21 protein-coding genes are annotated in these 19,541 nt (G+C 54.6%); 11 read left to right on the forward strand and 10 right to left on the reverse strand.

Annotated features, from left to right (window positions below; translation table 11 throughout):
- Positions 1 to 67 precede the first annotated feature (67 nt).
- Both ACWNZ1_RS19545 and ACWNZ1_RS19550 read left to right on the forward strand, forming a co-directional pair.
- Entirely contained in the window at positions 68 to 613 is a 546-nt protein-coding gene (locus tag ACWNZ1_RS19545; RefSeq protein ID WP_256454303.1) for a DUF4256 domain-containing protein, read from the forward strand.
- 309 nt (positions 614 to 922) lie between these two features.
- Positions 923 to 1,963 carry a hypothetical protein gene (locus ACWNZ1_RS19550; RefSeq protein WP_256454304.1) on the forward strand — a complete coding sequence of 347 codons (1,041 nt, stop codon included), beginning with the start codon at positions 923 to 925 and terminating at the stop codon, positions 1,961 to 1,963.
- 96 nt (positions 1,964 to 2,059) lie between these two features.
- Here the strand turns inward: ACWNZ1_RS19550 and ACWNZ1_RS19555 are convergent, their stop codons facing one another.
- Positions 2,060 to 3,568, reverse strand: coding sequence for a DUF6630 family protein (locus tag ACWNZ1_RS19555; protein WP_456027826.1), 1,509 nt, complete (start codon positions 3,566 to 3,568; stop codon positions 2,060 to 2,062).
- A gap of 275 nt (positions 3,569 to 3,843) precedes the next feature.
- On the opposite strand from ACWNZ1_RS19555, the gene ACWNZ1_RS19560 reads away from it, so the two are divergent.
- Positions 3,844 to 4,467: a YopT-type cysteine protease domain-containing protein gene (locus ACWNZ1_RS19560; RefSeq protein ID WP_135843804.1), complete on the forward strand. Its 624-nt coding sequence runs from the start codon at positions 3,844 to 3,846 to the stop codon at positions 4,465 to 4,467.
- A 226-nt stretch (positions 4,468 to 4,693) separates the two neighbouring features.
- On the opposite strand, the gene ACWNZ1_RS19565 is transcribed toward ACWNZ1_RS19560, so the two are convergent.
- Positions 4,694 to 6,337, reverse strand: coding sequence for an alkaline phosphatase D family protein (locus ACWNZ1_RS19565; protein WP_256454305.1), 1,644 nt, complete (start codon positions 6,335 to 6,337; stop codon positions 4,694 to 4,696).
- A gap of 694 nt (positions 6,338 to 7,031) precedes the next feature.
- Between ACWNZ1_RS19565 and ACWNZ1_RS19570 the strand changes: the two genes are divergently transcribed.
- Together ACWNZ1_RS19570 and ACWNZ1_RS19575 are read left to right on the forward strand one after the other, a co-directional pair.
- Positions 7,032 to 7,505, forward strand: coding sequence for a hypothetical protein (locus ACWNZ1_RS19570; RefSeq protein WP_256454306.1), 474 nt, complete (start codon positions 7,032 to 7,034; stop codon positions 7,503 to 7,505).
- The gene (locus ACWNZ1_RS19575) at positions 7,502 to 8,089 is read left to right on the forward strand and encodes a tetratricopeptide repeat protein (protein ID WP_256454307.1); all 588 of its coding nucleotides are present in this window, start codon (positions 7,502 to 7,504) and stop codon (positions 8,087 to 8,089) included. Before ACWNZ1_RS19570 ends, ACWNZ1_RS19575 begins: the two co-directional genes overlap by 4 nt.
- Positions 8,090 to 8,258: 169 nt before the next feature.
- Here ACWNZ1_RS19575 and ACWNZ1_RS19580 read toward each other — a convergent pair whose 3' ends face one another.
- The 4 genes from ACWNZ1_RS19580 to ACWNZ1_RS19595 all read right to left on the reverse strand — a co-directional run bounded on the left by ACWNZ1_RS19580 (position 8,259) and on the right by ACWNZ1_RS19595 (position 11,958).
- Positions 8,259 to 9,611 carry a HEAT repeat domain-containing protein gene (locus ACWNZ1_RS19580; RefSeq protein ID WP_256454308.1) on the reverse strand — a complete coding sequence of 451 codons (1,353 nt, stop codon included), beginning with the start codon at positions 9,609 to 9,611 and terminating at the stop codon, positions 8,259 to 8,261.
- A 121-nt stretch (positions 9,612 to 9,732) separates the two neighbouring features.
- Positions 9,733 to 10,137, reverse strand: a complete 405-nt coding sequence (locus ACWNZ1_RS19585) for a DUF488 domain-containing protein (protein WP_265072730.1) — start codon at positions 10,135 to 10,137, stop codon at positions 9,733 to 9,735.
- A gap of 131 nt (positions 10,138 to 10,268) precedes the next feature.
- Entirely contained in the window at positions 10,269 to 11,156 is an 888-nt protein-coding gene (locus ACWNZ1_RS19590; RefSeq protein ID WP_456027809.1) for a dihydrodipicolinate synthase family protein, read from the reverse strand.
- A gap of 19 nt (positions 11,157 to 11,175) precedes the next feature.
- Complete coding sequence (locus ACWNZ1_RS19595; RefSeq protein ID WP_456027810.1) at positions 11,176 to 11,958, reverse strand: aldolase; 783 nt, start codon at positions 11,956 to 11,958, stop codon at positions 11,176 to 11,178.
- Between the two features lie 150 nt (positions 11,959 to 12,108).
- On the opposite strand from ACWNZ1_RS19595, the gene ACWNZ1_RS19600 reads away from it, so the two are divergent.
- Positions 12,109 to 12,675: a helix-turn-helix domain-containing protein gene (locus ACWNZ1_RS19600; RefSeq protein ID WP_456027811.1), complete on the forward strand. Its 567-nt coding sequence runs from the start codon at positions 12,109 to 12,111 to the stop codon at positions 12,673 to 12,675.
- Between the two features lie 554 nt (positions 12,676 to 13,229).
- Entirely contained in the window at positions 13,230 to 13,583 is a 354-nt protein-coding gene (locus tag ACWNZ1_RS19605; RefSeq protein WP_456027812.1) for a DUF6124 family protein, read from the forward strand.
- 70 nt (positions 13,584 to 13,653) lie between these two features.
- On the opposite strand, the gene ACWNZ1_RS19610 is transcribed toward ACWNZ1_RS19605, so the two are convergent.
- From ACWNZ1_RS19610 to ACWNZ1_RS19620, 3 genes are all read right to left on the reverse strand, one after another.
- The gene (locus tag ACWNZ1_RS19610; RefSeq protein ID WP_280944706.1) at positions 13,654 to 13,884 is read right to left on the reverse strand and encodes a DUF7683 domain-containing protein; all 231 of its coding nucleotides are present in this window, start codon (positions 13,882 to 13,884) and stop codon (positions 13,654 to 13,656) included.
- Positions 13,885 to 14,016: 132 nt separating this feature from the next.
- Entirely contained in the window at positions 14,017 to 14,241 is a 225-nt protein-coding gene (locus ACWNZ1_RS19615) for a hypothetical protein (protein ID WP_280944707.1), read from the reverse strand.
- Positions 14,238 to 15,425 carry a colicin E3/pyocin S6 family cytotoxin gene (locus tag ACWNZ1_RS19620; RefSeq protein ID WP_456027813.1) on the reverse strand — a complete coding sequence of 396 codons (1,188 nt, stop codon included), beginning with the start codon at positions 15,423 to 15,425 and terminating at the stop codon, positions 14,238 to 14,240. Before ACWNZ1_RS19620 ends, ACWNZ1_RS19615 begins: the two co-directional genes overlap by 4 nt.
- A 490-nt stretch (positions 15,426 to 15,915) precedes the next feature.
- On the opposite strand from ACWNZ1_RS19620, the gene ACWNZ1_RS19625 reads away from it, so the two are divergent.
- From ACWNZ1_RS19625 to ACWNZ1_RS19640, 4 genes are all read left to right on the forward strand, one after another.
- Positions 15,916 to 16,275: a DUF6124 family protein gene (locus ACWNZ1_RS19625; protein WP_456027814.1), complete on the forward strand. Its 360-nt coding sequence runs from the start codon at positions 15,916 to 15,918 to the stop codon at positions 16,273 to 16,275.
- Positions 16,276 to 16,515: 240 nt separating this feature from the next.
- Positions 16,516 to 17,562, forward strand: a complete 1,047-nt coding sequence (locus tag ACWNZ1_RS19630) for a hypothetical protein (protein ID WP_456027815.1) — start codon at positions 16,516 to 16,518, stop codon at positions 17,560 to 17,562.
- 339 nt (positions 17,563 to 17,901) lie between these two features.
- Entirely contained in the window at positions 17,902 to 18,096 is a 195-nt protein-coding gene (locus ACWNZ1_RS19635; protein WP_456027816.1) for a hypothetical protein, read from the forward strand.
- Entirely contained in the window at positions 18,093 to 18,419 is a 327-nt protein-coding gene (locus tag ACWNZ1_RS19640; protein ID WP_265072741.1) for a low molecular weight protein tyrosine phosphatase family protein, read from the forward strand. The genes ACWNZ1_RS19635 and ACWNZ1_RS19640 overlap by 4 nt, the downstream gene beginning before the upstream one ends.
- Before the next feature lie 34 nt (positions 18,420 to 18,453).
- Here the strand turns inward: ACWNZ1_RS19640 and ACWNZ1_RS19645 are convergent, their stop codons facing one another.
- A complete protein-coding gene (locus tag ACWNZ1_RS19645; protein WP_265072742.1) occupies positions 18,454 to 19,503 on the reverse strand; it encodes a PD-(D/E)XK nuclease domain-containing protein in 1,050 nt (349 codons plus the stop codon).
- Positions 19,504 to 19,541 lie beyond the last annotated feature (38 nt).

Below are 19,541 nucleotides of genomic sequence, written 5' to 3' on the forward strand. Positions count from 1 at the left end.
GGTGTTTCAACGCTCAGTGTCGAAGTAACTATCATTGAGCAACCGACCACCAGCGGACGTCAGAATCATGAAAAAACAAGAACAGGACACTCTTGTCCAAACCCTGAAAACCCGCTTCGACCAAAACCCCCAGCGCCACCCAGGCATCCCCTGGCCCAACGTCCAGGCCAAACTGGAAAGCAACCCTAACGCCCTGAAGTCGCTCCAGGCAATGGAAACCACCGGAGGCGAACCCGACGTGATCGGCTACGACCAGCAAACCGGCCTTATCAGCTTCTGCGATTGCGCCAAAGAAAGCCCAACCGGTCGCCGAAGCCTCTGCTACGACCGCGCCCCCCTGGATGCACGCAAGGAGAACAAACCCAAAGGCAGTGCAGTTGAAATGGCCGAAGAGATGGGCATCGCCCTGCTGACGGAAGACCAGTACCGAGCCTTGCAGCAGCTTGGTGAGTTTGATGCGAAGACCTCCAGTTGGCTGGCCACACCTGCTGATCTTCGCGCTCTGGGCGGTGCGCTGTTCGGTGACTACCGTTATGAGCGGGTGTTCGTTTACCACAATGGTGTGCAGTCGTATTACGCGGCGCGAGGGTTTCGCGGGTTGCTGTGTGTTTGAGCAGTAGCAATCCCTGTTGCTTGCCGAGCAATGCTTACCTGTTCATCACCCTCATACCAATCGCATGAGAGTGCTGATGCCTCATGGAGATGAGTTTAGGCTCGTAGTGCCGCATTCGTAGCAAAGCGCTTTTCTAGCTTGGCAGCTAGGAAGCTGATCATCGCCTACGCCGCACTGAGCGCGCCGATGCCGCAAGCCCATGATGCTGAACTTGCATGAGTGAAGAATCTAGCCATACTTGCCACTGTATTGCTATCACGGCATGCCTCAGCGGAATGATTACGACCTTGCCACTCCAAGGATGAAACCATGAATTCCCTCTCTTTTGCACTGCTCTCTTCCTGCATCCTGCTTTCTGGCTGCAACCAGTTCACCTACTACAAGGAGCTTGAGGCAGACAAACGCCTGGCAATAGTCACAGAGAAACCAGAGTTTGTAGGAGGCAAGGAACTCACGCGAAGAATTACTTGCTCTGAACCTAGCCCCGATGCTTTGACCGCTTTAGCAGCTAGTTTGAGCGGTGAGACTAAAGCAGGAGTCAACGTGGCCGGTGCCTATTCAGAGAGTGCGGCAAGCATCGGTTTGAGAACCCAATCGATACAACTTTTACGGGATCAGCTTTTCAGTATTTGCCAAGCATATGCAAATCAAGGTCTTTCCTCCTATACCTATCAAACTCTCCTGGCAAAGAATCAGCAAAATACGATTGCCTTGATGGCAATAGAACAGCTAACAGGAGTATTGAAGGCACCCAACGTTAAACTAACGACGACTGCTGAATCATATTCATCAAGCTTGGTAAAAAAACAGCAGCAGATAACGGAGGTGGAAGCGGATATTCTGGCCATAGAGGACAAAAACTCAGATAAGGCAAAAGAGCTGAAGGCGACTGTAGATGCTCTAAAGAAAGACTTGAAGGAGTCTCAGCGAGCAGGCGCGAAAGCTGCAGGTGATGTAGTGGTTGAGGAAGATCAGTCTTCGGATTCGTCGGGACTTACAGAAAAGAATGTTGAAACAATAACCGAGGCGATTCTCGAGCTTGTGCAGCTAACTACTGTCAATACCGAAAGTGTAAATACAATGTTCGTCTGCACCGATATTCTCCAAACATCGTCTTTTAGGGGTAAAGCCGAAGTTGTTGCCAGTGGGGCTTCAGCTCAGCAGACTTATACTCTGTTAGAGAAAGCATGCGAAAACTACGTTAGCCAGCGGCTAAAAACTGAGATATCAAAACTTGCGCTTGAGACCAAGGTTTTTTCAAGTACAAGTCCTGAACGTCTTTTAACTAGTCCGGGCGGCCGAGAGGATCTGTCAAAGGCTATCGAAGCGATCAACTTAGCTCCGCAGTAAGCTTATTTTCCAAGAGGTAGCGGGGGAAGGGCGGCGTGAGCATAGAGCGACGTTTAGGCGGTAACTAGAGGCGGTTTTCTGAGTGCAGAAACCGCCTCACTCAAAAACCAAAACCTCACACCCCTTAGCCTCAACCATCTGCGCAAACCCCGGCAACCGCGCCACAAACTCCGCCTCAAACGCCAGATACCGATCCTGCCCCGCCAGATACCGAATCTCCGGCTTGACCCGCGCAATATCCTTGGAAGACAGCTTCACCACCTCATTGCTGCGCTGATTCCAAAACCAGGCCAAGGTCTGCGTGCCGAACGTATTCGTCCGGTAATTCCACACCCACCAGTCCCCATGTCCCCGGGCAACATGCAACTGTCCATGAAATGTGCGCAACGTGATGACCTGCTTGGGCTGCGTAACCAGCAGGCGCGTGTCCTGGCGCAGCTCACTGCCAAAGCCGTCCAACAGCGCCTTCGTCGTAGCGCCAGTCACGAAGTTGAAGCGCCACGCCAGCAGCACCGTCTCCTGATAACCTGAGTGCTCAAGGTTCTGCCGCTCGCCTTCGCTGAACAGCAGGACCTCGTCACCCCCCAGGTACGCGGTCGCCGCCCGCAGTTTATAGGCGTCAGCTGGCATCGGCTTGGCGGCAGTGGCCGGGTGCGGAAGGTCTTGATTCCAGACCCAGCAGCGCGGGCCGTTGTGCTGCATGAACAGCAAACGGTGCGGGCCGATGGGCAGGATTGTCAGTTCATCCGAGTATTCGAAAATGACCTCGCTGGAGTCTGCCGTGATCCGCCAGATCCGGGTCAAATGCTCGGGTTCGTAAATACGCTGACGTTCGAATATCTCTGAATCGACCACCACGCAGGGATCTTCAAACTCCGACCACTCCATCCCGGCGGGTCCGAAACGTTGGATGTCATTGCCTTGGCGAATCTCGTATTGGTAGCGGTCATCCGAGCTGTAAGCGCCGCTTTTTACCCGACGCTTCCACAGGCTGCGCTGGACATTGGCATCGATGAGCTGCAGGTCTGCGCCGTCCACAGCATCGGTGCGGTGCTCGAGCATGTCCTGCTCAGCGGGCGGCCATGGGTTGTAATCGATCAGAAAGCACAGCCACCGGTCTTCGTCCTGCTCGGTGATGGCAGCCCAACCGTTGCGGTAGTTGTATTCATGCACATAAGTGGGCCCGGGATAGTCGTGGACTTCCTGCAACCAGTTCAACTTGCTGCGTTTGGCTTTGGTTTTTTTGCGCTCGACGGCGACAGGCTTCGGCGGCTCGATCAACGTCGGCGTGTAGCCTGGCTCTGGGTTCTGTACCCGCCAGTGTTGTGCAAACGCCTCGCGCTGATCGGCCGGGAAAATCACCGGCCGGTAATCATCGCCACCAGCGTCCAGGTTCCACAGGTCGAAGCCGTGACGCGCCAACACAGTCGCCAACGCCTCGAAACAGACCTCGGGCATTTCGTTGGAAAGCTCATCCAACAACGCCTCGAATTCCGGCCCGGAAAACACACCGGTATTGGGATAGTAATGCTGCAGCAGCCCAAGCAACTCGCCGCCGGGTGTTTTCCAATCGATATGAACCAACGGATCAAAACGGGATTGCATCACGCCAGCCTTCCTTGTGATTTCGCCTCTGCGCCATCTTAGCCGCACCCCACAAAAAAATACGCCACCCACGTTACAAGCCACCCACTTACCTCCGGCAACCCCAACCTGTTTGGACAGAGGACATGGTCGACCCTGTGGCGAGGGAGCTTGCTCCCGCTGGGCTGCGCAGCAGCCCCAAAACCATCCACCCAAATGTCCCAGGAAAATGGCGCCCAGCTTACCCCTCGTCTACCGTTGACAAGAACCATCACCCCCCAAAGGAGAAAGCCCCCATGTTCACCTTCCCCCGAGCACACCAGAACAGAAGATGGGAAGGACAAGGCACTCTATTCGGCGGCGGGATTCCCTGGTTTGGCGGGGATGGCCTGGGCGTATGCTTCGGCTTCAGCACACTCTGGGTCGAGATCGGTGCGCCCTATGACTGTTTCGCCGCGTTGCAGGCCAGAAAGGAGGAGATCGCCGACGCTCAGCAGGGGCTGACTGCCAATATGATTCTCGGCGTGCGCATGGCACTGGAGGACACTGCCGAGTCGATCATCCGGCGCGCTCCCACCAGAGTAATGAGCTATACCGACGGCGTCGCCAGCCACATCATCCTCGACATTCTCCAGCAGCCCGGGGCCCATCACTTCATTATTTCCTTCTACTACGTCGATGGTCCGCAGGGCGGTGGTGGCCATGCCATCGCCGCGTCCTTTGACGAGGGTCAGACGGGGAGACTCTTCGATCCCAACTACGGTGTCGGCGCCTATCAATCGCGGACCGACCTATGCAACGACCTGCACGCGCTGCTGGCGAGCTACGTCGCTCCCGGCGGACATGTAACCGAGAGCTATCTGTTGGAGTTTGATCACGAGGATGAATTCGGTGAGTTCCAAGGAGCAGCAGCCCACTGACCGGCATCGAATTCAGCCCACTTCAGTGGCCGGGGAATTCAGATCGATAGCAAACCGGCGAACTCCCCTCTGCGCGCTTTTCCACCTCGACCCATGATCAGCAAAGCCAGAATCAACCGTCTCAAGCCTGTCAACAAGCTCTCGCTGACGACTGCCGTGCAGGAACTGGGCTTTACCCGTTGCCAGAAAACCGCGGCAAACCATTTCCCCACAAGGCTCGATTCGGCTATCGAAGTCGGAGTGTCTTCACCACCGCCTCTCCTTGCGTGCCACCAGGCCAGCACAGGTCCACAGAGGCTGAAGCGCCACCCTTTACATGAAAAATCGCGAAATTCTTATCTTCCGAATGACTAAACAGATGTTCAAAATAAATAGAGTCGTGGCCGCTAATCTTTCCAGAGTTTGCAATACCGCCGCCTGCAAATTGGCCGGCTGGCATGCGAGAAATAGCGCTTGAGGTGATTTGATAAATACTGGTTTTACGATATTTGTTATGACTTAGCCGAAAGGCGGCGGCACAGTGGACATCGCCACTAATGAATACGAGCGTCTTACCGCTTTTGTCCAGCGCCTGGAAGATATAGTCAAGCAGACGATTTCGCTCTGTATGATTGCTGCTATGGTCCCATTCATCCATACAGTCATCTTTCGCTGAATCCATCCAAGAGCCTACGGTCAGTACGACGGATTTCCAGTGCACAAAGGGCACAGGGCTGACCACAAATAAGATAGGCGAGGAGGCGCGCTCGCTTTTTTTCAACCACGCTTCGAATCTTTCGACTTGTTTCGTGCCTAGGAGAAAATTTTTCTTTTCGGGGCTCTCAACGTCGTGATGCCCGCGCAGGTCAAGCATGTAGAAGGGAACGCCGCCCTTGTCAAAGCTGTAATCCCAAATGCATGAGTCAGGGGTCTTCAATGAGTTCTTAGAGGTGCCGGTTTTGGGGTTGTGACTGTGGGCGTATTCAAAGTAGGCCGTGCGTGCAGCTGTCCACATCGAATTGACTAGCTTTCTGTCCGTAGCTTTGTCATCACGTTTGAAATACCTGGAGATTATGGCCAGCCTCTCTGCGTCAGTACGAGACCCCCAGCCATCCATGATTTCATGGTCGTCCCAAATCATGTATTGCGGGAATTTCGAAAACGCTTCCTGCATGTGTGGAAACTTCCAGTACACCCGATAGTACCAGCGATATAAATCTAGTAAGTAGGCGTCCAGTTTTTTTGTGTCGAGCTTTCCATTGGTGGAACTCTCGGCTATCAGGTCGTCCTTGTTATCTTTTAACCACTCCCAGATGTCTGGGAAGTATTTACTCTTTTGGCAGTCCACATACACCTGATCACCGCCGCCTATAGAAAACCTGGCGGTTGCAGTGTTCATTCTTTCGAGAAAGAGAGGCCATGCACCATAGCTGCCATTTGCGTTGAATGGGTCATGGCAGCTGTAGAATCCAAAACTGAAATCAGGCATTGCGTCGGCCATGGTTTTGAAGCTAAGGGACTTGTGGCAGCCGATTTCGGTTCTACGAAAGTTATCCGAACCATCCGTCTCGTCGGTCATTAGATAATAGTAGTAGGCGGTATCTTGATCCAAACCTTCAAGATCAAATGTATGGGTCAGGTCGTCATCCCGGCTGAACAGGTGCGACTCATAAGCGCAGTCGAAAGCTTTTAGAAAGTCTACCAGGGGTTTTCCATCGAGCTTTACCAGATCCCCCTCGATAGTTTTTTTCGACCAGACCAGGTTCCATACCCCTGACTTATAGACACGAATCCAAATGCGCGCAGTGTTTGGCGTCACATGGCCAATAATGCTCGCGCTTTGAAGTTTGTTCACGTCGTAATCATTATTTCTAGGGTCGACCAGGGCCATGGGGAGTCCTTTGCCCGAGCTCATTTCTCTCAGACATGAGATGAACTGTTTGTAGGTTTATTCCCTCCAGCAGGATCCACAGCGTGGAAAATCGGATCCATTCAGAGCGATGGCACCCTGACTATAGCCGTGCCGCTTCGCTTGTCTAATCGGCTTTCGTAACGTTTGGCTATAAGCGGAGGCGCTGGGTGAAGCAGGTTGTGCAAGGCGTCATCCAGCAGGACTTCCATTCTGCATTCGATGATGGCTGTGCGCAGGGTGTCCTCGGACGTACCGGATGCTAGAAATTGATCAGGTGAGATAGGGCAGCAAGTTTTTTCGGCCTGAGGGAGACTCGTGGCTCCATTTAATTCGTGCCTTATAGCGGAATCATATAGTGGGGATACAGCACACGACGGGCGCTGACTACGACAACGGCAGACATGTCATGGGCAAAGCCAATCCCGGCATCCTATTTGACGGTAACAGCAGGGATCTCTTCAACTTTCCGAATCTGTACGGCTATAGGTTTATAAATTTTTATGTGCCAGCTCAAAAAACTTTGGCTCAGGGGGTTGGACAGAGTGCCGTCCATTATCTATTGTCGTTATGTCGCACCAGCATCATTCGATTTGCAAATGAATGGCGCAAAAATAGTTGATGTTTTCCGCTGTTTTTTCAGCCTCGTCAAAGTTTTCCTTAGCAGGAGGGTCGTATGAACCCAATTGTGCTTGACGTAATAAAAGTTGGATTTCACGGGGCGGCCATAGCCATGGCCTACTTGACGTATAGACTTATTCATAAAGCCTTGGATGCCAATGCGGTACCTGGTGTCAATTTGGGCGGAATTATGGGGTCCGTGAAATTGTTCATGTGTCTTTGCGTCGTCTTGTTCGCAATAGGCGTCGGTGCGCAGATCTTTACGTCCGCGCCGCACCAAACCGTGGCCAAGGTTATGGTGACACCTTCACCTTGGCCCGAACAGCTTAAGAACTATGAGAGTCTTGTACTTATCAGTCATGGAAAAAAGAAGGTGGATGTTGTCGAGGGTTTTGCTGAAATTGAAGGTTACGACAAGGACAACATCAGGGTTGGTATTGAGCGGCTTGTGAACGTATTGGCAGACTTGAGTGAAAAAAATAAGGCTCTTTTACAGCGCGTGTCCCCGGTTGGAGGGTTTGGTCAATGAGAGCTCTAGTCGCCGTGATAGGCGTTGTTTTTATCCCCATTCTTCATGCGGCTGATGCAGTGTCGGAACTGCCTGTTGAGATTAAAGCAACTATTTCTGAGAAGGGCTATTCCTCTGCAAAAGGAGAGCTAGAGGCGTATGTCAAATCAAACCCGGAAAGCTACTCTGGTTACTCTGCCCTGGGGAAGGCAACGGCTTTCGACGGGGATTATAAGCAATCAATAGACTATTTTGAGCAGGCCAAAGAAATCAAGGAGCATAGGAATATTCCAGATGCGTCAATTTATAATTCGATAGGCTGGGTGAAATTTTTAAATGGCGACACTCAAGGCGCTATTGTTGATATTGAGACCGCTATCAAGAAGAAGGATGAACTAGACCCCAAAGTAGCGGAGGCGGCGCTTAATAACTTAGGGTTGATTTATATGTATAGCAATCAGGGTGATAAGGCAAAAGAAAATTTTGATAAGGCAGTTTCAGATTATGGTAGTGAGTATGCCCGGGATAATCTAGTGCTGATGAATAATCTGGAAAAGAACCGTGAGTGGCAGGCCAACGATACTGGAGTGGATGATCCCAAATAGGTGGGTGATAAAGACTGGCGCAGAAATTTATAACATGCGACTTGTTCGGCGCTGCGGGGCTGAAAGGGGCGGACTTTTTTGTCCGAAAATAAACCTGTCCCTTTTCCCCATATGGCAATCCAGCCCGGGGCCCCGGCGCTTACGGTCAATTCACTTTGTGCAATCGTGCTTAAACAACACGTGCAACGTTGTTGCTATCGATAAGGCTGCGGGCGGCCAACGCTCGGAGTCGCTCCGCAAGTTCGGCTCGCTCGGCCTTGGGCGTGACGGGATCGACCATCAGATATTGACGTTCGCACCACGTGTTCAATCGACGAAGCCAAAATGCTTGCGCAGCAGGCTCTGCGTCCAGCCGAGCGAGCAGGTACGCAACCTGCTGCCATAGCGGCTGCAGCTTGAGTATCGAGCTTCGGCGCATTTCCGAAAGCTCATGCCAATCCCGATCTAGTTTGGCGTCTAACCCAGCTTTCACCAACGCCCACGGTTGCTTGTTCAGGCGAGCGATTGCTGCAGTAAAAACTTTGTCTGATGAATCATCAAGCGCTCCTAGCAGCTCTGACAGTTGGCTATCGGACACCACGCTAATAGCAGCATGCCTCACAGTTGAAAAAGGAGAAGACAGCGCTTCTTTTTGCCACTGCGGTTCCAGCTCGATGTCGAGATCCGCTGCAAGGCCAAGCACACCTAGCCAATCCCGCTTTCTGGTAGGCAAATCCTGCTTCAATCGGTCAGCTAGGACCGTAGGTGCATCGACGTTGCTGCTTGGCGCAGCCCAACGCGCCAGGTTACGGATTGAGGGCGATGCATCAAGCAATGCCTCACATAAAACAGACCGCTGATCGTCAATCAAAGGGAGCAACGCACGTAGCACGCAAACGCGGAACTTGGCGCTGGGTTGCGACAGGGCTTCGAGCAGCAACAGCCGAGCTTGGGCGACCGGCAACGCCTGACACGCAGGCACGGCTATCAACCGTACCGTCACTTCACGATGGGCAAGGGCGCTGCGTAGAAGCGCCTCTGGGGCGGGATCACTCTCAAGCAAAAGCTCGAACAAATAGCGGGCAGCCTTACCTTTTCGCGTCAGGAAGTTCGCGTGGACCGTTTCTCGGATAACGGACGATTGCAAAACAGCACGAGCAGCTTGCAGAGTCTTGCCATGGTCGGCTCGTCGACGCGCAGCCAAAGCGATGAGGGGCTCAACCGCGAACAGCAATGCTTCGACGTGGGAGGGGGACAGGTAATGCTCCAGGCCTGCCGTGGCTAAATCACGGATTTGCGGGACCCAATCATTCAACCGGTCCATCAAAGCGACTAACGCTTCAGGAGAGGGATGGCTGCATAGTTCTCTGACAGCGACTTCCCGAACGAAACCGTTGTAGTGGTTACTGAGTTCTATCCAAGTCGCGTCAGTCCCCGCGTGCGCGAGCAGTTCCAGCGCCTCGTTGCGCCGATGCTCGGCCCAGGAGGACTGGGGTATCTGCTTGTTCTTCAGCCTATCCAACCATGATTGAATTGCGCTCACATTTCAGTCCTTTGTACGCGTTCATGCGGGCTCTTCTTATACCTTATCCACGAGTTGAGATACGTATCGACTTAGGCCGAATTCGGCGCAAGACGTGAGGGCAGACACTCCGGGGCTTATATCACTCGTTTGGAAAATCAGCTAAATAGCACGCAGGCGAACTCCCTTCCGCGCGCTTCTCCACCTCATCCTCCAACCATTCAGCCAACACCACGGCATTGTTCTCGACTGTGGATTTGGCGGCGTACACCAAGGTGAGGTTGCCGCCCTGGGCAACATCCACCAGCTTCCACCAATACTGCGGTTGCGCAGCCAACTCCTTGCGATAGGCCACTTTGAACTGCTCGAACGAAACCGCCCCGGCCTTGAACGCCTTGCGCAACTCATGGGACGGCGCAACCTCCGGCAGCCACTGCGCGATGGGGAGTTTGTCCTTGCGACAGTTGCGCGGCCATAGACGGTCCACCAAAACCCGCACGCCATCCTCAGCGCTCGCTGCTTCATAGGCTCGTTTGCATTGGATCATGGGGGCATGCCTGCGGAAGAGGGGGCAGCGTCAGAATAGGCCGACGTCCACGGCGCGGCCAGGTCCCACATGGCAATTGCGACCGAACAGGTTGAGGTCCAGGTCCGGTCGCAAGGGGCGCCGTGGGCGGATCAGCGCAGTTGCTTCAACATCGTCTGCAGTTGGCTATTGCGCGCCTCGTCGAGTGGGAAGATCGGTAGGCGCGGGTCGCCGACCTCCAGGCCGAGGGTGCGCAAACCGGCCTTGATGGTGGCGGGCAAGCCTCCCTTGAGGATGAAATCCAGCAGTGGCAATTGACGATAGAACAACGCCCGGGCCTGGTTCAGGTCGTTGGCCAACACGGCTGCGTACAGGTCGAGGTTGAGCTGCGGGATGAGGTTCGGCGCGGCGGTGCACCAGCCCTTGGCCCCAGCCGCGAAAGCTTCCAGCGCCAGTGGGTTGCAGCCGTTGTAGAACGGCACCTGACCTTCGCCGAGCAGTTGCAGCTTGTGCATGCGCTGAATGTCGCCGGTGCTTTCCTTGACCATGGTGACGTTCTCCACGGCGTTGAAAATCCGCAGGATCAGCTCCACCGACATGTCGATGCCGCTGGTGGCGGGGTTGTTGTAAAGCATGATGGGCAGGTCGATGCTGGCGCCGATGGCCTGGTAGTGCGCAAGGATTTCCGCCTCGCTCAGCTTCCAGTAAGAGGCCGGCAACACCATCACCGCATCGGCGCCCTGGGCCTGGGCGAAACGCGCGCGGCGTACCGCCTTGGCGGTGGTCAGGTCAGACACGCTGACCACCGTCGGCACGCGGCCGGCGACGCGGGCAATGCTGAACGCGCTGACCTGGTCCCACTCCGCATCGCTCAGGTAGGCGCCTTCGCCGGTGCTGCCCAAGGGCGCGATGGCGTGGACGCCGCTGTCGATCAAGCGGTCGATGGACTGGCCCAGTGCATCCAGGTCCAAGCTTTGGCCGTCGGCGGAAAAGGGCGTGATGGTGTAACCGATGATGCCGTGGATGTTGGGGGTAGACATGGCTTCGCTCCTAATGGGTTCAGTTCAGGCAATCGGCGTGTTGGCGCAGGTTCTGCCGGGCGTAGTAGTTGAAGGCGGCGGCGTGACGCTTGGGGCGGGCGATCCAGTCGTGGGCTTCGCGGCCCAGGTGCGGCAGGATCGGTTTCACCTCGCCGGCGGCCATCGCCAGCAATTGCAGCTTGGCGGCGCGTTCGATCAGTTGGGCGATGTTGCAGGCTTCTTCCACGGTGGCGCCGGTGGACAACTGGCCGTGGTGGGAAAGCAGGATGGCGCGCTTGTCACCCAGGGCGCCGGCGATCAATTCGCCTTCCTCGTTGCCCACCGGCACGCCCGGCCAGCCCTCCAGGAACGCGCAGTCCTCGTAGAGCGGGCAGAGGTCCATGTGGGAAATCTGCAACGGCACTTCCAGCATCGACAGCGCGGCGATGTGGGTAGGGTGGGTGTGGATGATGCAATTCACATCCGGCCGGGCGCGGTAGACCCAGGTGTGAAAGCGGTTGGCCGGGTTGGGGATGCCGTGGCCCTCCAGCACCTCCAGGTCCTCGTTGATCAACAACAGATTGCCGGCGGTGATCTCGTCGAAACCCAGACCCAGTTGCTGGGTGTAGTAAGTGCCGGGCTGCGGCCCGCGCGCGGTAATCTGCCCGGCCAGGCCGGAGTCGTGGCCGTTTTCGAACAGGATGCGGCAGGTCAGGGCCAGCTTTTGTCGTACAGTCCACGTATTATCCGGCAGGGTCTTCTGCATCTGGTTAACGGCATGCTGGACCAGCTGGTCCTTGGGTGTCGTCAGGGTCTTGCTCATATCAGCTCTCCCGATTCGTTCTTTGGTTGATCTTGATCCGCGTCATGGAAGCCCGAGAAAAGGTGTGCTCGTGACACAAAAAATACTATATGACACAAAGTGTCATTTGCAATCGAAGATTGTCCGTTTCTTTGGAAATGATGGTTCCCTATGTCCATTCGTTTGAAATTGCTCAGGAAAAAACTCGGGGTGACACTGGATGTCTTGGCCGAGAAAACCGGGATGACCAAGAGCTACCTGTCCAAGGTGGAGCGGGGCTTGAGCACGCCCTCCATTGCCACGGCGCTCAAGCTCGCCAAGGCGTTGCACGTGAAAGTCGAGGAATTGTTTTCCGAAGAAAACGTCGCCCTCGACAGCTACAGCCTGGTGCGCAGCGAAGACCGTCAATCGCTGGCGGCGAGCAGCGGCAGCTCCGAATACGCGGTCCTGGCCCACCAGGTGTCCGAGCGCAGCCTGCTGCCCTTCATCCTCTATCCGGCGAGCGAATTCACCGCCCACCACGCATTCAAGGAACACACCGGGGAGGAATTCCTGTTCGTGCACGAGGGCCAGGTGGAAGTGGACTTCATGAACGAGCGGGTGCTGCTGAACCGTGGCGACGCCTTGCACTTCAATGCGCAGAAGCCCCATCGCCTGCGGTCGGTGGGCGAGGTTCAGGCGCAGTTGTTGGTGGTGGTGCACAGTGATGACGCGGCGGAGAAGGGCGAGGGGGCTTAGCGGCATCTGAGCACGATGCATTCGCGTAAAAACGACGAACCCGTGGCGAGGGAGCTTGCTCCCGCTGGGCTGTGCAGCAGCCCTTTTCTGTGGGCACCTCGCACTGGAGCGTCAGCCCGGTCAGCGGGATGCCTTCTCCATGAACCTTCCGGTGGCTTCAAGTGAACACCATTGAGCATCTGCTTGGGCCAGTCGAATTGGCGTCCCGTCAGTAACGACTGACAGACGCTGGCAACGAAGGCTCGCCCGCCCACAGCGCCTTGCGCCGTTGCCTACAACTACGCCAGAATCCGCCGGCTTGTTCGCCTTGGGTTGCGTCGGTAGTTTGGGGCCTATCACTGCTCATCAGTGATCGGGTTTAGCAGCTCGCGGTGAAACAGGTTGTGCAAGGCGTCATCCAGTCGGGATTCCCATCCTGCACTTGATGGTGGCTGTGCGCAGGGCGTCCTCGGACGCGCCGGTTTCTTGTTTCCCCGGTCTGCTAACCTGCGTACAGCTGCCTCCCATCGTTTAGCAGCGAGCGGGTGATGGCTCCAACTACAGGAAGCAAGACGATGGCAAAAGATAGTCCGAATCCCCCTGATACGAATGAACACGTCTCCCGTGCTCAGTCTGCCCGCAACAAGAAAATCGATGACGCTGCTACGCGAGCGTTGGATTACTACCTGAAGCCTAAGAGCGAAACGTCTGACAAGTCGGACTCCATTCTTCGGATTGATCCAGGGGTTGATTCTGAGTGTTTGCTTGCGAACCTCAGTGAGAATCTGGCTTCGGCGAATGCCATGATCAGTGATTTGGCGTTTGATCTGGAAGGCTCGCGACGGCATGTGGCGTTGGGGATTTTGCAGGTGATTGAGGTGAGTGAGTTATTGGCGAATCGGGCTTTGGATATTGTTGAGGTGAGGTAGCGAATCAGCTACAGCGGTATAAGAAAAAGATCTTGTCTAACAAGGCCTTTTTCAAAAATGCCCGCGTTCGTCATTCGAGGCAGACGATTTGAATGATGCGGTTATCACCATGAATGGTTGTGTGAGTCCACTCTTCTATGGTTTTTATCTGCTGTGGTGACAGGTCGTAGACAAAGCAAAAATCTTCAGGCTTTGTCCAACCCATAAGTGCGGCCAATGGGTCCATGTATACGCTTGGGACTTCCACGGTCTGTATTAGCTCTTCGGTAGTCTGGTCAAAAATTTCAACGATGGGCTTCATTCTCTACTTTTTTGTCATCACGGATGTGTTTTCATTAGGCGCCAGATACAAAAAGTTCAAATGATCTCAATGGAAATTGCATATGGACTGCCTTTGGCGATGCATGCAAATCAGTTAGTGTCTTGTTTGTAATTAGTTACTGCTTGTTAAAAAGAGCAACAGGTTCCGGGGTAGTTCTATTGAGCACGCGTCTTCCAATTCTGTAATTTGAGAAATGTTCAGTTCGTAATCGTAAAAGTAGTTTTCTTCTTCGGTCCAATTCATTATTTTTGCCAGGGCCTGAGTATCAATACAGAGCGTTTTCTCGTACGAGGCGACATCGTCTCCGTCAACCACGCCCATTATTTTGTGTTTCATGGTTCTATCCACCTCGCTGGATTGGCTGGTTTGGTCTGGGCCCCCGTAATATGGTCGAATTCGCCCAAGTGCTTTCCCCGCTTGTTATATTTTTCTACTGCACCATGCTGAAAATCCCATTCATATATTATTTTCTCATTATCCTTCCAGCGAGGACGCAACCCTCCACCTTTCACACGGGTTTTGGGTGGAGCCCATTTCGCGCCTGGAAAAGCAGGTAAAAAATCGGGTTTCGGGTGGTAGTCATGATGAGCCGTACTCAACACAACATAAACCGGCCGAACCCCCGATTCCGCCGGAAACACCAGAATGAAATCCCTGTACTCCGGCGGATAGATCGGATCGACGATAATGCTGTCGACCATCGGCGTAGGCGGATAGATCCAGATAGGAGGTGCCTGGGGCGCCGCTTCCAGGACAGGAATGCCGAGGGTGTCGGCTGGATTGGTTGCCGGCGTCCAGATCAGTTCGATGCCATCCCCCAAGTCGGCGATGAACTGGTCGGCTCGTGGGGTGAACTGGACAACGTCGACCATTTCCCAATCACGATTCTGGCCGGTGTAAAAGCCGTAGCCCTTGAGGCTGCCGTCGGCCTGTTGCTCGATGCTCAGGCGCATGCGGCTGCGGGCCTGTTTTAGGTTGCGTAACTGGTCTTCGCTATAGAGCGCGCTGTCACCCAGGCTGCTGGGCCAGAGCAAGGCGACGACGCCTGTCAGCAGGGCTGCGCCGATGGTGCCGCCGGCAGCTGCAGCCGTGGAAGTTGCCGAACCGCCCAGCGCGAGCCTGCCCAAGGTAGCGGGAACCGTACCAGCGCCGATCCGCTTGAGGGGGATGGTGCCGGATGAGTCGACGCTCCTGCCGCCGAGCCACATGAGATCGCCGTACTGCTTGACCAGATCTGCCGGGACGTAGCCGTTGGGGTTGCTGTAATTGATGAGGCCGTTGGGCAGCTTGCAGCTTTTGGCAAACACGCTTCCGGTCACGATGGGCAAAGGCTTCTTATCCACCGTGGCCCAGCGTTCTTGCTCATAGGTCGCCTGCCGGGCAAGCATGGCTTGATACGCCTGCTGTCGGGCTTCGTGCTCGGCCAGTTCGGTGGCCGTCATGTCCCGATAGGTGACGTAATGCCCGTCGCCGCCGGGCGGGTTTCGAACCTGGGGGATGTCCTTTTTGCGTGTCGCCACGTAGTGAGTCTCGTCCGGTAAAGGCAGGACAGACGCTAACGCGGGAAGAGAGGGGCGCGATGTAGGAGGTTTCTTGAAGTGGTTGTTCTGGTTTCCTCAAAACAGGTAAGGCTGGCTATTGAGGGGCGGAACAATCTGAAGCGTCAGCCGGGGCTGTCAGTCGTTGGGCAACCGCAACTCGCCAGCCGACGTCGCCTTGCGCCTTTGCCTACAACTACGCCAGAATCCGCCGGCTTGTTCGCCTTGGGTTGCGTCGGTAGTTTGGGACCTGTCACTGCTCATCAGTGATCGGGTTTAGTCGCCCAGGGTGAAACAGGTTGTGCAAGGCGTCATCCAGTCAGGATTCCCATCCTGCACTTGATGGTGGCTGTGCGCAGGGCGTCCTCGGACGCGCCGGTTTCTTGTTTCCCCGGTCGACTAACCTGCGTACAGCTGCCTCCCATCGTTTAGTCGCGAGCGGGTGATGGCTCCAACTACAGGAAACAAGGTAATGGCAAAAGTTACTCCAAATCCTCCTCCGGCAGACGAACCCGTATCCCGCGCCCAATCCGCCCGCAACAAGAAAATCGACGACGCTGCCACGCGAGCGTTGGATTTTTATCTGAAGCCCAAGCCTAAGGGCGAAAAGTCTGAGAAGTCCGACTCCATTTTACGGATTGATCCGGGGGTTGATTCTGAATGTTTGCTTGCGAACCTGAGTGAGAATCTGGCTTCAGCGAACGCGATGATCAGTGATTTGGCGTTTGATCTGGATGGATCGCGAAGGCGTGTTGCGATGGGGATTTTGCAGGTGATTGAGGTGAGTGAGTTGTTGGCGAATCGGGCGTTGGATATTGTTGAGGTGAGGTAGGGCGGCAGTGCTACTTGTCGCCTGTATTGAAAAAAGGTCTTGCCTAGCAAGGCCTTTTTTGCGCCCGAGGGAGACTGTAGGGTTCCATATAATTCAAGGCTTGCAGCAAGATTGTGGTGCTAGGGATACACGTAGGGATACACGCTGATCACTGCTAACGCCTACGGCGATACATTGCTGGCTAGAGGTTACCGCACTATCTTCGTTCGAGTACCTAAAATTTGGGGTGGGGGCGGAAGGATGAAGTGGGGAAATTCAAAGAGGGATCACGATCTTATTTTGGCTGTATGGCCACGCTTCGAGCCAAATTACGATTATTGGCAGATGCACGAGCTTGCCTACCGAGAAGGAGACGCACCTACCTGGAGGGCGAGGCGTGTTCCCACCGAGCAGGGGCACGTTCGGGGTGACGTATACCGTGATGAAGGTACCGCGAAGAGCACCGCGGAAAGCGTTAACATCGAACTACTGAGTCAAATTGAAATGGTTGCCGATCCGGAGATGCGGCAGTCGTTAAGACTCAGAGCGGTAAAGTCAATCCAAGCTAAGCAGCGCTTGGCCAACGAAGAGAAGCTCATGTTGGCGGAAGCAAAGCAGCGATCCTCCAGACATCCTCGGGTGTCGAAGAGTGAATTAGTCTTGCATCCGAGTGCTGAGATATTCCGCGAGTCACTATTTCAGAAGTTGCAAGAAATGCCTTATCTGAGCCTCTGCCAAGTCGCGCCGCGAGTCCATATGGAACACTTGGGGGATAACAGATGGACGGTAGCTTTTAATGGATCAACGAAGGGCGCTGAGTTCGCCCTGCGTGCTCAGATTGCTAACGGCTTCGGCCTCAGTTACAGGGACCATTGGGGAAAGGTAAAAGGACAAATAAGAAAGATTCTTCTACCGAGAGCTAACCAGTTACTTCAACTGGCGAGCGTAAAGCGTTTGTTGGACGACGCACTCCGGGCCGGAGACAGGATGCTTGTTTGTAATGGTGTGGTCTTTTGGTATGAACCCGACGGGGACGTAGGCTGGCAGGTGAAGCAGACCTCCCAAGTCGAGAGCGCGGATGGTGAAGCAATATGGCGTGAAGGCACCATTCTCTCGACCAATCACGGGCGACTTGTAGTTTTGCCTTATATCAAAGAGAGCGGGGAACACGTTAAGGGTCATACCAAAAATGGTCCAGGGGATGGGCCAGCAAAACCTAGGCATGCGAAAGACTATGTAGAGATTCCCTTCAAGAGTTTGAAGGACGATTTGATGATTGGTTTATTTGGCGAGCTTCCTTACGAGTAGCTGGGGACCCTGACGCTTTCTCGTAAGCACGGGGTCGGAAACCCGCGAGATCTTGGTAGCGACAGTTCTCCCAGCTTACTGAAATTTCAACGTTGAAATTGAAGGAATATTGAAGAGAAAAGAGCATCGTTACCGCGATGGTAAACGAGAAAAGGGGACGGATTTATTTACTTTGGCCTTGGCCGGCAATAATCCGTCCCTCTTTTACGCTTGCATCCCGAATCGATAGCCGTAGCTATCCAGCACCGCCCACACTAGCCACAACCCCAATTCACGCTTACCATCTCTCTAACTCGTATTACCGCGGCTGCTGAACCCGGTACTCACGAGGAAGTGACCATGGAAAGAACCCGTAGCTGGAGACGTGCGCAGTCCCGCAAGCACAAAGGGCATGACGCGATTGGCCCACAGGACTTCAAACCAGAAAAGAACTGGAAGCTGATGTACACCCGTGCCGACAAGCTGCACCGGGCGAGTCAGCTCGGTATGAGTTATCCCATCCGCACCACCCGTCAACTGTTGGATCAAGAGTGACCAATCTCCTGTTCGTTTGCAGTCGTAACCAATGGCGTAGTCCAACCGGAGAGGCGATCTGGCGTCGGCGTCCCGGTTTCGACGCTCGTTCAGCGGGTACCAGCCCCAATGCACGCAAGACTATCGGCCCGGCAGATATCCGTTGGGCCGATGTCATTTTTGTAATGGAGCACAAGCACGAGCATCGGCTACGGGCAGAGTACGCTCGGCTGCTTGAGCACAAGCGGCTGCATGTTCTGGATATTCCCGATGACTATCGCTTCATGGATCCCGAGCTAGTGGACATGCTTGAGCTGGCGGTGACGCCGTACCTGTGTATTTGAGCATTTAGGGCAATCTTCACGAGCCGCCCTTTCCTCAATGGCTAGGCGAAACGATCAGGCTCACAGGGAGCTCACCCGCAATCTCCGATAATTCCGTTCGCAATGCCATGGTGTTCTTAACAAGGCCGCGAGGGTCGTAAACGAAGAAAATGATTGCATGGCATTCGGGATGGGCACGATAGCGTGCGATATCCAGGATCAGCTCGTCGGCTAGCGATCTTGCGGTCATACCGTCGCGCGTCATCTTGAGTTCAATAAAGAGCCCATGTTCAGGCAGGAGGAAGTCTGCGCGGGTGCCGCCTGCTGCCATGCTCGGGGACGGCTCTTCAGGCTTTACGTTATCGAACTGCAATCTTAGCAACGCGTTGACCAGAAACTGGACGTCGTATTCATCGTCGAGCTGAACTCCCTTTCGGCCGCGCGGGCGGTGTTCCAGGTCTTTCGCAAAACGGTGAAAACGCTGCAGCATGCGCTCGATGATCTGGTCGGCTCGCTCTTGGGGGGCGGGGAGCACGGGCATATCAAAGGAGAAATGCTCTTGTAGTATCTGTTCCTCAAACCTGCGCTGCGCTTTTGGTGGTCTTTGGAAAATGACGCAGGTTGCTATCCCAACCAGAAACAATTCGATGGTCAGAAACATAACCAGATAGCCTATGACGACTGTCACTTTGTACTGGCCATCAAGCTTGTATTTGTTGCCTCCTCCTTGCCTGGGCTCGTCTCGTGGAACCAGTTGCAGGTTGAAAGTGACCGTCACCCCGCCAATTCGGTGAACCCCCTGTATACCATGCAGCGAATCCAGGCCAATCTCCCCTCGGTTATAGAGGTCGAGCAGAGCAACGGCCTCCCGGGTTGCCTGTCGATACTCTTCGCTATTGATCACCTCAAGCACTGCGGGATTGGTAAGTCCCGCGTCCTCAAACCTCGGGGCTATCCATGAGCAGTAGGTGAGGATGGGCATGAAGATCAGTACCGTGAAGCCGACCTTGGCGAACATGCGCAAGCGCCGGTTCTCCATCACTAACTCGCCCAGCGTGTCGTTTTCGCGACTTCTAAGAAAAAATGCAGAGATCCATTTCAGCAAAACGTATTTCTCCAAGATGTTCGGTTGCGCCAGGTCCC

This window comes from Pseudomonas sp. CFBP 5748, from assembly GCF_053850495.1.